The sequence below is a fragment of the Alteromonas sp. 4NH20-0104 genome, assembly GCF_057547795.1.
Window position 1 is genome coordinate 1 of record NZ_BAAJLP010000030.1, and the last position, 12,740, is coordinate 12,740.

The following is a 12,740-nucleotide window of genomic DNA, read 5'->3' on the forward strand; positions in this document are numbered from 1 at the left end:
AGGTTTTACCTGCCCGGTGACAGTATGTTCCTTCGCGATTAAAGAACTGGAGGTTTCCAAAGGGGAGCCATCTCCCCTTTGGGTGCAGTCGGCACCCCGACAAGATGTGGAGACTACAGCGGTATCAATCAGTATCTTTTGTTGGTAAGCATTTATAGGAGATACTGGATAGCGGCCTAAGCCGCTTCCGGTATGACGGGTGTGGAGTAGTCTAGTTTGTTACCTGGTGTAACTTGTACTTTAAAGGCCGAAGGCGTAACGCAGGATAAACACCAGCGCCAGCAAATAAGTAATAAAGCTGATTTCCTTATGTTTGCCGGTGCCGAGCTTGACGCCCACATACGTAATAAAGCCCAGCGCAATCCCTTCACTGATACTGAAGGTGAGTGGCATGGCCATAAGGGCAACGACTGCTGTAGCAGTAGCGCCAAGATCATCAAACTCAAGATGACGAATCGATTCCATCATTAATATACCCACCATTACCAAAGCCGGTGTGGTGGCCATCAGCGGAATGATTTTCATCAGCGGGGTTAAAAATAGCGCCAGCAGGAAGCAGATACCCACTACAATCGCGGTGAGGCCAGTTCGGCCACCCGCCGACGCGCCGGCGGCAGACTCTACATAACTGGTTACCGGTGAGGTACCTAACGCTGCACCTACCACACTGGCTGATGCATCGGCCGTCATCGCCGCGCCAATTTTGGGGAGTTTATCGTCCTCGTTTAATAAATTCGCCCGGCGGGATACACCAATCAGGGTCCCAATGGTATCGAACATGTTGACAAACATCAGGGCAAAAATCAGATCCCAGGTTTCAGCAAAGTGCTCCAGCGGATACATAATATCCATGGCAAACCAGGTATCGCTGATAGGCTCAGGCATACCAACGATAGCCTCTGGTGTGGGCGTTAGCATGCCGTTTTCGGTGGGAATAATAAATCCCATCAGAGTCAGTAAAATAATCGACAATAAAATGCCACCGGTAACGTTTTTCTTTACCAGAATAACGGTGAGCAGAATACCGGCGAGAGCCAGCATCACGGCTGGATTAGACAGATCGCCAATGGTCACAAAAGTTGCCTGATTCGACACGATCAGGCCCGCATTCTTCAGGCCGATAAAGGCGATAAATAACCCAATCCCACATTGCACGCCTATTTTAAGTGATGGCGGAATGGCTTCGGCAATCAGGGTTCGCACCCCGGTGAGGGTCAGCAGCAAAAATAATATACCGTTCCAGAACACAATGCCCAGTGCTGCTTCCCAGGGGATTTCCCGTGTCAGACAAATGGTAAACGCAAAGAAGGCGTTAAGGCCCATGCCTGGTGCCAGGGCAATAGGGTAGTTAGTCATGAACGCCATCAGCATGGTGCCCAAACAGGCAGCCAGTGCCGTGACGGTAATTAAGCCTGTGGCTGGCATACCGCTCAAGCCCAGAATGCCTGGATTTACCACCAGAATATAAGACATTGCTGCAAACGTGGTCAGGCCGGCAATCACCTCAGTTTTAATGGTGGTGCCGTGGGCCTCAAGTTTGAAAAGCCGCTCTATCAGCGTCGATGACATAGTGAATCTCTTTATTGTTTGTAGTTGTTGTGTGTATTGGCTTAGTGCAAGCAAAAAACTGACCATTTAGTCAAAGAGTTGGTCTGGTATCTGCTAGACTTTGGTATATCACAATAAACGGTTGGTACCGAACAGACCAATCTTACTATAAATCAGTTTGATGCAGGCTATTTTGGCATGGAGCCATTCAAAGATGCACCGTAATGGTGAATTTGCCTGACAACAGTGCGCGAGGGAGCCCGTTACGCGATGAGACTAATTCATTTAATTGAGCAGTTGCCAAAAACAGAATTGCACCTGCATATAGAAGGTACTCTGGAGCCAGAGCTAATGTGGGCGCTGGCCGAAAAACATGGGGTGTCGTTACCCTACGACTCCGTTGAGGCGATTAAAGCGGCCTATCAGTTTGAGGACCTGCAGAGTTTTCTTGACCTGTATTATCAGGGCGCCGATGTGATGCGCGATGAAGAAGACTTCTATCTGCTGATGCGCAGTTATTTGCAGCATTGTCAGGCCGATAATATTGTTCATACCGAAATTATGTTCGATCCGCAAACCCATACTGAGCGTGGCGTTGGATTCGACGTTTTTATGCCGGGGTTTCAGCGCGCCATCGACGAAGCCAAAGCCGAGTGTGGCGTCAGCGTTTATCTGATTATGTCATTTTTGCGGCACCTTTCGGAAGCCTCCGCTATTGAAACCCTCAATCAGGCCCGGCGCTATTACCCGCTGATTAAGGCGGTCGGGCTGGATAGCTCTGAGCAGGGCAACCCGCCGGATAAGTTTGTAAAGGTATTTACCGCGGCCCGGGCGCTTGGCTTTAAATCTGTAGCCCATGCCGGTGAGGAAGGGCCGCCGGAATATATCTGGCAAGCGCTGGATTTACTCAAAATAGACCGGGTGGATCACGGCGTCAGGGCCGAAGAAGATGCCGCGTTACTTAAACGTTTACGCGACAGCGGCATGGCATTAACGGTTTGCCCGCAAAGTAACATTAAGTTGTGTGTCTTCGATAACATGGCGCAGCATAATATTCTGGACTTGCTGGAGCAGGGGCTGTGCGTGACCGTTAACTCCGACGACCCCAGTTATTTTGGCGGCTACCTGAACGACAACTACAAAGCGTTAATGACGCATCTGGCGATGAATGAAACGGCCCTGGTACAACTGGTTAAAAACAGTTTTATTGGCTCATTTTTGCCAGCCGAGGAAAAGAATAAGTGGCTAAGGTGTATCGACAACCTGGTGGCCAAAGCGGCTTAAGTATTGAGTGCAGATAACAAAGAGGGGCCAAAAGGCCCCTTATTTTTTATACGCAGCAGGAACCAGCAAGTTACTGCTGACCCGGCAGGGTATCCTGATACTTGTCCCAGTTAAGGACAATTTCATCAATCACGGTACTACCGACTTTATAAGCGGCTTCCAGTGATGGCAGCATGCCCGCATAGCCAGCACCGGAGCTCTCTGAGGCGAGGTTTTCGGCAGCGGTCATGCCCGTTGGCTGCATGGTAAAGTTACTGGCAGTCCGCAATACCAGAACGCGTTGTTTATCGACTAATCCGGCGTTATCCAGGTAGGTCAGGGCCTGATAGCTGCCGGTGTCTTCCATGCCTGAGGTCATAAAGTTACCTTTGCCATTGGTCCAGAAGCTCGTCCAGTCATTAGCCCAGTCGTTAAACAACTTGCCGTGCCAGAACGTAGATGCCGACAGGTGGTCGCCCCGTAATACTTTGGGGGGCAATTGTGCTGCAGGCATTGCAGTGTACTTACTGCGCAGGGCGAGCATGGCATCGGTGTCAACAAGTTCAATGTCTTTAGTCAGATTGAATGCCCAGTCTACTAAGGATGTATTGAGCTGAAAGACTTCACCGTTGCGTGCCACAACTTCCCCTTCCTGTTCAGGATAAGGCTCGTTAGCGAACAATGGAAAGTAGCCGGTTGACCAGTCTTCGGGAATTTCCCGGGCATCAATCTGATGCGCGAGATCGCCATCAACCAGGTAATCTGTCCACACTGCCGAACCAATCGAACCATCCTGCGGGTCGATACCGGCAATACCTGCAATCAACCAGTAGGCTTTGGTTAAATCAAAGCGAGGGTCTAGTCCCAGCGCGGTAAATGCTGAAGAGGCGCGGGCTATTCCCATACCGGTTACCATGCCCAGTACGCCTTTTTCAGGGTTGTAATAAAGGTCGTGGAAGCCGTGAGGGAAGGGATACTTTTCCGTCAGACCGTAGCGCTCTTTCCAGAACTGGAATTCGCCGGGGCGATCGCCTTCGTCTTCGCCAATTTCAAACATGGCAACGACAACGGCTTTCACTTGCAGTTTTTCGACGCTTTCAGCCGATGTTTTTACCGCTTCAGCGGGAGTGGCTTGTGCAGGAGCATCCGTGCCCGGCTGACAGGCGCTTAAAGCCAGACAACTCAGCAAACTCAATAATAAATAACGCATGATTTCTCCAGTAGGCAAAAAAACGGCATGCCTAGGCATGCCGTTATGGTAGAACAAAGTCTTACTTAGAACTTATAAGAGAACTTCACGTTGAAGTGACGTGGTAGTTCAGGCAGCACAATCTGGCTACCAAATAAGTCCGGGAAGTTTGCACGGTAGTAAGTCTCGTCGGTCAGGTTTTTCACTGTCAGGTTAACCCCGAAGTTTTCATCCTGATAAGACAGACCCGCGTTAACCAGGGTGTAGGCAGGCAGTGTCACTGCACCAGAGAAGCCAGAAGATACTGAGTCAACATCGATAACACTCAGGCTGGCAGCATAGCCATTCTGGAAGTCATAGGTACCCGTCAGCGTGTAGATGTTTTCCGGCATACCGGCTTTCAGGCCTTTGGGGTTGTTAGTGTTCGGACCAACCAGGTTAAGACCGATTACGTTACCACCAAAGATAACCGATGGATCATCAATTGCTACTAGGTCGTCAGCACCCAGGAATCCAAATTGGTTACCGTTTTCAAGGGCGGTCAGGTTAACCACTTCAACGTTAGAGTAACCGGCAGACAATACCAGGTTTTCGTTCACTACCCAACGCAGTTCAAACTCCAGACCTTCGTTGTTGGTAGTGTTGTTGGTAACGGTGTTCTGTGTATTGTAGTCGGTACGTTCTTGTTCGAAGATTGACAGGGCAAAGTACAGCGACTCTTCCAGGAATGAACCTTTCACACCGTATTCAATTAGTTCAGAGGTATCGAATGCACCACTGCCATCAGCATTACCCAACTGACCAATGTTGATTTCAGCTCCCTGACCAGCAACCAGTGTAGCCTGCTCAGCCATGGTGATATAAGGGATCAGACCAATTGGTGTGGTGTAGGAGATACTGGCATTCCAGGATACGCCGTCTACGGTTTCATCCAAAGTGATTGGCGTTGTGACGTCCTCGTCCTCACGAGCGCTTGGAAGTAATAAGTCCTGACGTGACGTGGTTTCGATATCGATGGTGTCGTAGCGAGCACCTAACACGATGTTCAGACCCCAGTCCCAGGTTAAGTCAGTCATGGCTGCAAAACCCAGATCCAGATAATCCCCTTCATCGTAGTTATCGTAGTTCATGCCAGAGCGAGTTGCTAACAAGCGGCGATCCAGCGCACTGGATGGCATGGTTAAATCACGACGGTTGAAATATTCGTGGGTAAAATCATCTCCGTGAAGGAAGTCGGTGTAGCGGATTGATGGTGAAACCTGGAACTGAGCGTAAAGCGAACCCGTTTCCACTTCGGTGGCGAATACCACTTTATCTTCAACAACCCAGCTATCGTGGAATTGTGAGAAGCCGTAAGCATTTTCGTTGATGTTATCGTAGGCATCATAAAATAACTGGTTTTTGATTTCCCAGTCACCGGCGTAGTAGATCACATCAAAGTATAGGGTAGTGGCTTTGTTACCTAACTGGTCATCCGGTGCAACCAGAGTCTGGTTTCCTTTTAAGGTCGTCGTTCCTGGGTTTTGAAGTGCCATTAATGGATCAAAAAAGTCTTCAGTGACGGTATCCAGAGGAACCGCTGGCGTGAAAATGAACGGGTTTAACTGCTCTTGAACGTCGGTATACTCCTCGTGGGAAATTGAGCCGTCGCCATTGGCATCAATATTCTGCGCGGTACCGGTTACGTAAGTCCCGCTATCAACCAGTTCCTGAGTCAAACGGTTCCAGCCCGCTACCTGGTTACCCTGATAGTTGTGGTACATACCACCAAATTCAACGCGCAGGTTATCAGTCAGGTCGATGTTAAATGACGCCTGAATGATAGATTGATCGGTATCGGTGTTGTCGTAGTAAGACCCTGAGTTTTCTACTTCACCGTATACATAGTAACCCATTTCCTTGCCGCCAATGCTGCCAGGACCACCGACTTCAGCGGTAATAATGCTCTTATCCCAGGTACCGTGAGTGTAAGACAGGGCGCCGGTGGGCGTGTCCAGGTACTGACCTGAAGAAGCACGGGCAGATTTAGGGTTAAAGTTCAGGTAACCACCAATTTTTGACGGACCATAAATAGGTGAGGCCGGGCCACGAACGATATCGATACGGCTTGATGCACCAATCGGCGTAGGGTAGTTCCCCGGGTTGTCCAGACGCTTCATGCCGCGGAAGTAGGCTTCACCAGGATTACCCCGAATATCAAGTGAACCGGCAACACCAAAGAAAGACTGCGTAAAGGTACCTGGTGCAAAAGCCACCAGTTCATCGATATCCGATACGTTAAAACGTTCCATCTGCTCTGCAGAGATGGTTGATGCGGAGCGAGGTGTTTCCAGAATTGACTTACCGAAACCAAAAACGGCTTCTACGTCCTGGCCAGGTAAGCTGCCCAGTGAGCCTTTTACTTCAATTTTTTCGATTTCTGCATCAGATGGCTCTTCCTGCGCAAAAGCAGCAGTTGATAGCATCAAGCTGCTGGTGACGGCCAGCGCAATCGGCGCCACACTAAATTTGGTCGTTTTCATGGTGTTCCTCATCTTCTCGGAATTTTTGTAAATTTAAGTGAGATATAGCTATGCAGACTTGCACATTGCAGGTTTAGTGCCAAAATCCTGTCCATATGGTCAGGGTTGATTTTGTTTTTAATTTATTGATATATATAGATAAAAATATAGCTCGAAAAGCCCTTTTCGTTACTTAATTGTTAACGGTGAAGGATTGTTCAAACCGTTGCACCATTTCAGGGAGTATTATCTGAACATTGCACCATGTAAAGCTGAGGCCCGATCGGGATCGGGCCTGCTGTTCACTTCTCAGTACATGGCTGTTGCTCTGAATCTTCACTTTGTAAACTATCAGTGCTGCGGTCAGCTTCTTTATTAACCGGTAACACTACGGTAAGAACAATAGCGGTTAACCCCGCGGTGGTAACCGGTGATATAAATATGTTGCCGAGCCACGGTGGCAGTTGAGCAAGCACGTCACCGACCATCATTACGCCCAGCCCCATGCCGAGAGAACAGGCGGTAATCAGGCTGTTGCGCTGGGTCAATGGTTCGCTGGTCAGGATCTTAACACCGCCCACGGCGACCATGGCAAACATCACCAGGGTAGCGCCACCGAGCACAGGTTTTGGAATTGCCTGAAGGACTGCACCGATAAAGGGAAATACGCCGAGAACCACAAAGACTGCCGCCACAAAGTAGCCCACTTTGCGACTGGCTATTCCCGTCATCTGAATGACACCGTTATTTTGCCCGAAGGTGGTGTTGGGGAAGGTACAAAAGATGGCCGCCATTAGTGAATTAAAACCATCCCCCAGAATACCGGCCCGGATCCGTTTGAGGTATTTATCGCCGCGGATCGGTAACTGACAAAACAAACTGTTGGCGGTGAGATCGCCGGCTGTTTCAATAGCCGTAAAAAAGTAAATTAACGCAATGGGTAAAAACAGCGCCCAGTCAAAATTAAACCCGTATTTAAAGGGTTGGGGAAAGCTGAAAACCGGCAGCGACGTCAGTGCTGTGAAGTCTGTCATGCCGGCAAAAAAAGCGATAACTGTACCCAGGCTCATGCCAATAAAAATAGCGGATAATCTTAACCAGCGGTTTCGATGAGCGTTAAAGAAAATAATCACCAGCAGAACAGTCAGTCCCAGGTTTAAATTTTCCACACTACCAAAATCATCACTGTTAAAGCCGCCGGCCAGGTCGGTCATTCCAACCTTAATCAGTGAAATACCAATGGCAATGATCACAACACCGGTAGTAATAGGGGTGATGACCCGTTTGAGCTGAGTAATAAACTGGCTCAGAATAATTTCAACGAATGCCCCCCAGAAACACACGCCAAACATCATGGCCAGGATATCGTCGTTCGACCCTCCCTGGGATTTAATCGTAGTGCCCACCATCAGCAACGCGCTGATAAAGGCAAAACTGGTGCCCTGAATGGCCACCAGGCCGCTGCCAACCGGGCCGAATCCGCGGGTTTGAATAAAGGTACCGATACCAGTTACCAGTAATGCCATGCTGATAAGGTATGGCACTTCAGCCTGTAACCCCAGTGCCGAAGCAATGATCAGCGTGGGTGTTACTACACCAATAAAACTGGCGAGTACGTGTTGTACCGCGGCGGTCAGGCTAACCATAAATCCGGGTTTATCTTCCAGCGCATAAAGTATGTGGTGCTGAGACATTCGCTATCCTTGATGACACAAAGTGGGTTGATAGTTGCAGATAAAACGCCGTTTAGGGGCGGCTTGCGGTAATGACGAATCGCCATCACGGGCAAGGGTTTCTGCAAACTGGCGCAAACGCTGCTCATAAGCGCTAAGCGCGGCTTGTTTATCGTCTTCGGCTAAAAAGCTGTGCTGAAGAGACTGGCGAGCAAGACCGGTGAGTTCCTGCCAGGATAAATTAAATTCTTTAACCGCTACGTAGTACTCATCGGTAAGGGTGCTGTCCCACATGCCGCGATCGTCAGTCGTCAGCGCCACCGGAATATTGGTGCGCAAATACTCCGGGAACGGATGGCTGGCATAATCTTCTGTGTAGTCGAGCAGGTGGTTACTGATAAGGTTAATTTCAATCAGGTACGGGCCATGGCGCATCAGCAGCAGGGTGTCCGGATCGGTAATCGTGTTCAGGCCGTGGCCAATACGCTGGGCACCGAGTAGCAGGGTGTCTCTGACGTGTTGATTGGGTTCATCTACCTCACCGGCGTGGATGGCCAGATTGATTGCCGGATACTGGCGGCGGAGGTCGCGCAATACAGGTAAAAAACGCAATGGATAGCCTTTGTCGTTATCTTCGCGGCCGACCATATTAATGCCCACGTAAAGATCGCGGTGCTGGTCGACAAAGTCATACATCCAGCGTAAGTGCTTTTCAGCGTGCGGTAAAAAACGCAGCAAAGCATACTGAAAACGCACCGTTACACCGGTGTCTAAAGCCGCGCTGGAGGCCAGCATGTCGGTATAGATTTTCAGTGAGTCATCCGGCGACATTAATTCGCCGTCAGGGGTAATACTGCGATCCACATTCACCTGGGTTTCCAGATACTGCAGCCCTTCATCAGCGAAAGCCTGCATGTTTTTAAGCAGAATGTACGCACCGACATGTGGGTTATTGCTCAGTTCATTCAGACGTTGCCAGTGCCGTTCGAAAAATTCATTGCGCCCCTCATGGGCTTTATCCAGACGAATACTGTCAAAATAGGCTTGTTTTTCGACGTTATCGAGAGCGCTGAGTAACTTATATTCCTGCTTCTCGCAGTCACTTAGCCCGGCGTAAGTAGAGGCCTGAATAGTCCGGAACAACAGGTTTTGCGGGTTAGGGCCATATTCATTGGTGCCATAACCACGGCATTGCCGCAGACGGGTTTTGGTATAGTAAATGTAGCCTCCGTTGCGCTCTGGCTGGGTGGCGATGTCATACCACCACTCACTAAAGCCTGCACCACTTAAATGGTGATGCAGATCGCCGCCTTTCGGCAGTGACCACAGTAACTGATAAAGCGCTTGGTCACTGGCGGTTTGCTTATATTCGCGGAACCATGAGTCCATGTTGGCACTGAAAACTGAGCACGGTGTCAGCATCAGGGCAGTGGCGAATAAGAAGCGTCTCAGGGAAGGGACTGAACGGTGGGCATTCCACCGGTAAAACATACTGCACATATTGCTCACTGTAGGCGTAAAAAAAGACGTTACGGATGAAGCAATAATCTGACCATTTGGTCCGGATGCCAGGAGTATGTGTAAGTTTCTGTAATTAAAGGATAATAATTGATGGGTAAAGGCGCGCTAAATGGCGGCGATAAGGCGTTGCACCAGAGAGGGGCGTGACTGACTCAATAGCAGCCAGCCCCATACGGAGAACTCTGAACCGTTAACTAATAAGGGAAGCCGTCAGGCAGGGTAACAAAAATCGAATGACGCACTTCATTGTACATGGCGCGGCTGCAGTGACCTTCACCTTCGGTATCTTCAAGCAGCAGCACATCACCGGCACCGTAAACATGGCGTTCACCAGAGGACACGGTAAATTCTGCGCGGCCTTTTAAGATAAATAACAGCTGACGGGTTGGTGCGGGATGCCATTTAAAGTCGTAATCGGCAGGCGTTTCGCGAAAAATAATCGAACCAGCGGGGATCTTCTCTGATAATAAGCCTATCGGGCCGCCATCTTTGAGCGGGATATCGGCTTCACCAAAATGACTTTTACCGTCTGCATCATTATAAATTCTGGGTATTTTCATGCGTATCATCCTTCTGGTTGGTAACTGCCCTAAAAGTCAGGCGAAAAAGCGTCAAAAAATCGAAAAATAACCTGTAAGCTGGCGGCCACATCGGCACTGGTAACGGACTCACCCGGATGGTGACTGATGCCGCCTTTGCAGCGCACAAACAGCATGCTTACCGGGCAAATGGCATCCATGGCCATGGCATCGTGACCAGCGCCTGAAGGCAGACTGACGGCATTAAAACCACTGAGCTGTATAGCTTGTGACAGGGTTTGCGACAGGTACGGATCGCAATGCACGGCATCGGCATGGTGGGTTTGCTGCCAGTTAACATCTACGTGGCGGCGCTCTGCAATATCGCGGAAGACTTCTTCAATCAGTTGCAGTGCGGCATCGCGTTTATGGTTATGTTCGCTGCGAATATCCAGCGAAAAATTAACCTGACCAGGAATAACGTTAACCGCGCCAGGGCGTGTTTCAAGTCGTCCAACGGTGGCAACAATGCCAAACTGACTGGCAATGGATTCCACCGCCAGCACCATTTCACTGGCACCGGCCAGCGCATCCTGACGCATGCCCATGGGCACAGTACCGGCATGGCCGGCCATGCCATTCACCTGCACATTGAGCCGCTTGGCACCGGCGATGGCGGTTACCCAGCCTACCGGCAGGTTTTTGTCTTCCAGTACCGGTCCTTGTTCAATGTGCACTTCCAGATAGCCCAGCACACTGTCTGGCTTAAGCGTGGCATCGCCAACCTTGTCGAATGCCAGACCAAACTCGGCCATCGCTTCAGGCAGTGACACCTTGTTTTCATCACGCAGTAACTGCCAGTCTTCCTTCCAGCGTCCGGTTAACGCCCGGCTGCCCAGCAGGGTAGAGCCAAATCGGGTGCCTTCTTCATCGCCAAAGCCGACGATATCAATGTGAAACGGAAAGCGAATGCCGTTTTCAAAACAATGATGGACGACCGCCAGAGGCGCGATAACGCCCAGCATGCCATCGTACTTTCCACCGTTCGGCACGGTGTCGAGGTGACTACCAAGCACCAGCGAACGCGCATTGGCGTCGGTGCTGTGATAGCGCCCCCACTGATTACCGGCGGCGTCCTGCCAGACTGTCATGCCTGCCTCGCGCATCCAGACCGCTACCAGGTCGTTGGCCTGACGATGTTGCGGGGTAAGATAGCGACGGTCAACGATGCCGGGTGACTGAGTAATCGCACCGAGCTGATCGCAACGTAACATCACCTGGTTGGCCAGGCTGGCAAAATCCATCATAGTGATGAACCTGAGAAGCTATCCAGCGCGGCGTCAACGCCACCACCGGCAGGGAGTTTGTGCCCGGCGCGGCGTAACACGGTTTCCAGCGACTGCAGGGTGTGCAGTACGGCATCTTTACGGGCGTTATAGCCCATGGTGCCAATGCGCCAGATACGGCCTTTCAGCGGACCAAAGCTGGTACCAATTTCAATATTAAAATCCAGTAGTAGTTGCTGGCGGATCTGTTCGCCATCTACCCCCGCAGGAATTTCTACCCCGACCACATTATGCATTTTGTGGGCAAGGTTACCAAAGGGTTCAAGGTTAAGCGCCTGCACGCCGGCCAGCATGGCATCGCCAGCCTGTTTGTGGCGGGCAATGCTGTTATCAATGCCTTCTTCAATCAGGTTAATGGCGCATTCGCGGGCACTAAACAGCATGGTTGCGGCTTCGGTATGGTGATTCAGCCGCTCCTCACCCCAGTAATCGAGCAACATGGGGATATCAAAATAGTTAGAGCGAATACGGCTGCCCGAGCCCGACTGATGCGCTGACTCGCGAATACCGGCCTCAACATGATGACGCTTGCGCACCAGCTCAACATAGCGATCGCTTAAAGTAATCGGTGCGCTACCAGACGGGCCACCCAAACATTTTTGCAAGCCAACCGACACCGCATCGAGCTGCCAGTCGTCGGTGTTAAACGGGTTACCGCCAATGGAGGCGGTGGCATCGGAGTAAAACAGCACGTCGTAGCGGCGGCAAATTTCACCTAAATGCGCCAGGGGTTGGAGCATGGTGGTAGAGGTATCGCCCTGAACCACTGCCAGCATTTTAGGCTGTACTTCACGGATGGCTTTTTCAATTTGTTCTGGCTCGAACACTTCACCCCAGGGCACTTCTATGCTGTGCACTTCGGCACCGGCACGTTCGGCAATTTCACACAAGAGGTGTCCGAAGCGGCCAAAAATGGGGACCAGTACTTTATCGCCGGGCTCCAGCGCAGACACCAGCACCGCTTCGATACCGGCACGGGACGTCCCATCCACCAAAATGGTGTGGTGGTTGTTGGTTTGAAAAACCTGACGATACAACGCCATGACTTCATTCATGCAACTGGTCATGGCCGGGTCATACTGGCCAACCAGCTGTTGTGACATGGCCGTTAATACCCGCGGATAGCAGTTAATCGGGCCGGGGCCCATCAGCAGTCGGGGTGGCATGGATAAGGGTTTCAT

9 protein-coding genes are annotated in these 12,740 nt (G+C 50.6%); 1 reads left to right on the forward strand and 8 read right to left on the reverse strand.

Annotated features, from left to right (window positions below; all coding sequences use genetic code 11):
• Nucleotides 1–240: 240 nt before the first annotated feature.
• Complete coding sequence (locus AC27IB_RS18430) at nt 241–1,569, reverse strand: NCS2 family permease (protein WP_487122772.1); 1,329 nt, start codon at nt 1,567–1,569, stop codon at nt 241–243.
• A 249-nt stretch (nt 1,570–1,818) separates the two neighbouring features.
• Between AC27IB_RS18430 and AC27IB_RS18435 the strand changes: the two genes are divergently transcribed.
• Entirely contained in the window at nt 1,819–2,832 is a 1,014-nt protein-coding gene (locus tag AC27IB_RS18435; RefSeq protein ID WP_487122774.1) for an adenosine deaminase, read from the forward strand.
• Between the two features lie 70 nt (nt 2,833–2,902).
• Here the strand turns inward: AC27IB_RS18435 and AC27IB_RS18440 are convergent, their stop codons facing one another.
• From AC27IB_RS18440 to AC27IB_RS18470, 7 genes are all read right to left on the reverse strand, one after another.
• Nucleotides 2,903–4,021, reverse strand: coding sequence for a purine nucleoside permease (locus AC27IB_RS18440; protein WP_487122776.1), 1,119 nt, complete (start codon nt 4,019–4,021; stop codon nt 2,903–2,905).
• A gap of 65 nt (nt 4,022–4,086) precedes the next feature.
• The gene (locus tag AC27IB_RS18445; protein ID WP_487122778.1) at nt 4,087–6,522 is read right to left on the reverse strand and encodes a TonB-dependent siderophore receptor; all 2,436 of its coding nucleotides are present in this window, start codon (nt 6,520–6,522) and stop codon (nt 4,087–4,089) included.
• A 281-nt stretch (nt 6,523–6,803) separates the two neighbouring features.
• Nucleotides 6,804–8,195: a uracil-xanthine permease family protein gene (locus AC27IB_RS18450; RefSeq protein WP_487122780.1), complete on the reverse strand. Its 1,392-nt coding sequence runs from the start codon at nt 8,193–8,195 to the stop codon at nt 6,804–6,806.
• A 3-nt stretch (nt 8,196–8,198) separates the two neighbouring features.
• The gene (locus AC27IB_RS18455; RefSeq protein WP_487122782.1) at nt 8,199–9,563 is read right to left on the reverse strand and encodes an adenosine deaminase family protein; all 1,365 of its coding nucleotides are present in this window, start codon (nt 9,561–9,563) and stop codon (nt 8,199–8,201) included.
• Nucleotides 9,564–9,889: 326 nt separating this feature from the next.
• On the reverse strand, nt 9,890–10,255 hold the full coding sequence (locus AC27IB_RS18460; protein WP_296050835.1) for an AraC family ligand binding domain-containing protein: 366 nt from the start codon (nt 10,253–10,255) through the stop codon (nt 9,890–9,892).
• A 29-nt stretch (nt 10,256–10,284) separates the two neighbouring features.
• Complete coding sequence (locus AC27IB_RS18465; RefSeq protein WP_296050833.1) at nt 10,285–11,520, reverse strand: allantoate amidohydrolase; 1,236 nt, start codon at nt 11,518–11,520, stop codon at nt 10,285–10,287.
• The gene (locus tag AC27IB_RS18470; RefSeq protein WP_296050830.1) at nt 11,517–12,740 is read right to left on the reverse strand and encodes a pyridoxal-phosphate-dependent aminotransferase family protein; all 1,224 of its coding nucleotides are present in this window, start codon (nt 12,738–12,740) and stop codon (nt 11,517–11,519) included. The genes AC27IB_RS18465 and AC27IB_RS18470 overlap by 4 nt, the downstream gene beginning before the upstream one ends.

Bases quoted from the DNA above. Each gene is read 5' to 3' on its own strand.
- AC27IB_RS18430 (WP_487122772.1), bottom strand. From the start codon at position 1,569: ATGTCATCGACGCTGATAGAGCGGCTTTTCAAACTTGAGGCCCACGGC.
- AC27IB_RS18435 (WP_487122774.1), top strand. From the start codon at position 1,819: ATGAGACTAATTCATTTAATTGAGCAGTTGCCAAAAACAGAATTGCAC.
- AC27IB_RS18440 (WP_487122776.1), bottom strand. From the start codon at position 4,021: ATGCGTTATTTATTATTGAGTTTGCTGAGTTGTCTGGCTTTAAGCGCC.
- AC27IB_RS18445 (WP_487122778.1), bottom strand. From the start codon at position 6,522: ATGAAAACGACCAAATTTAGTGTGGCGCCGATTGCGCTGGCCGTCACC.
- AC27IB_RS18450 (WP_487122780.1), bottom strand. From the start codon at position 8,195: ATGTCTCAGCACCACATACTTTATGCGCTGGAAGATAAACCCGGATTT.
- AC27IB_RS18455 (WP_487122782.1), bottom strand. From the start codon at position 9,563: ATGGACTCATGGTTCCGCGAATATAAGCAAACCGCCAGTGACCAAGCG.
- AC27IB_RS18460 (WP_296050835.1), bottom strand. From the start codon at position 10,255: ATGAAAATACCCAGAATTTATAATGATGCAGACGGTAAAAGTCATTTT.
- AC27IB_RS18465 (WP_296050833.1), bottom strand. From the start codon at position 11,520: ATGATGGATTTTGCCAGCCTGGCCAACCAGGTGATGTTACGTTGCGAT.
- AC27IB_RS18470 (WP_296050830.1), bottom strand. From the start codon at position 12,740: ATGAAACCCTTATCCATGCCACCCCGACTGCTGATGGGCCCCGGCCCG.